Below are 844 nucleotides of genomic sequence, written 5' to 3' on the forward strand. Positions count from 1 at the left end.
TCCCCATGCCATTGAAGTGGCACCCGGCTACGCAGGCTATGCGGCATACCGCCACGCTGGCGGCTATGCCTTGGCAGCGGCCCTGGTCAACGGCGAACAGGATGCCGAGAGCGTCATCAAGGCCATGGAGGACTCGGGACTGCGCGGCCTGGGCGGCGCCGGCTTCCCGGCTGGGCGCAAATGGCGCATCGTGCGCGACCAGCCTGCACCCAAGCTCATGGCGGTCAACATCGACGAGGGGGAGCCCGGCACCTTCAAGGACCGCACCTACTTGGAGCGTGACCCACACCGCTTTCTGGAAGGCCTGCTGATTGCCGCGCAGATCGTGGGCATAGAGCGCTGCTACATCTACCTGCGTGACGAATACCACGGCTGCCGCGCCATCCTGGAAACCGAGCTGGCCAAGTTGCAGGCCAACCCGCCATGCCCCTTGCCCCACATCGAGCTGCGCCGCGGTGCAGGTGCCTACATCTGTGGCGAAGAGTCGGCCATGATCGAGAGCATCGAAGGCAAACGCGGCGAGCCGCGCATGCGCCCGCCCTATATTGCCCAGGTCGGCCTGTTTGGCCGCCCCACGCTGGAGCACAATTTCGAGACCTTGTACTGGGTGCGCGACATCGTGGAGAAGGGCGCCTCCTGGTTCAGCAGCTATGGCCGCAATGGCCGCAAAGGCCTGCGCTCCTTCAGCGTGAGCGGCCGCGTCAAGCACCCCGGCGTCAAGCTCGCGCCGGCCGGCATCACCCTGCGTGAACTGATCGACGAATACTGTGACGGCATGCAGGACGGTCACACGCTGTACGCCTACCTGCCCGGCGGCGCCTCGGGCGGCATCTTCCCGGCCAGT

Annotated in this window: 1 pseudogene; it reads left to right on the plus strand. The window is 66.1% G+C overall.

Going from position 1 to position 844, the window contains the following annotated elements:
- Positions 1–844 (plus strand): annotated as a pseudogene (locus AC1RMF_RS26615) (NADH-quinone oxidoreductase subunit F); the annotation flags it as partial.

The organism is Rhodoferax sp. GW822-FHT04A08, assembly GCF_058801025.1.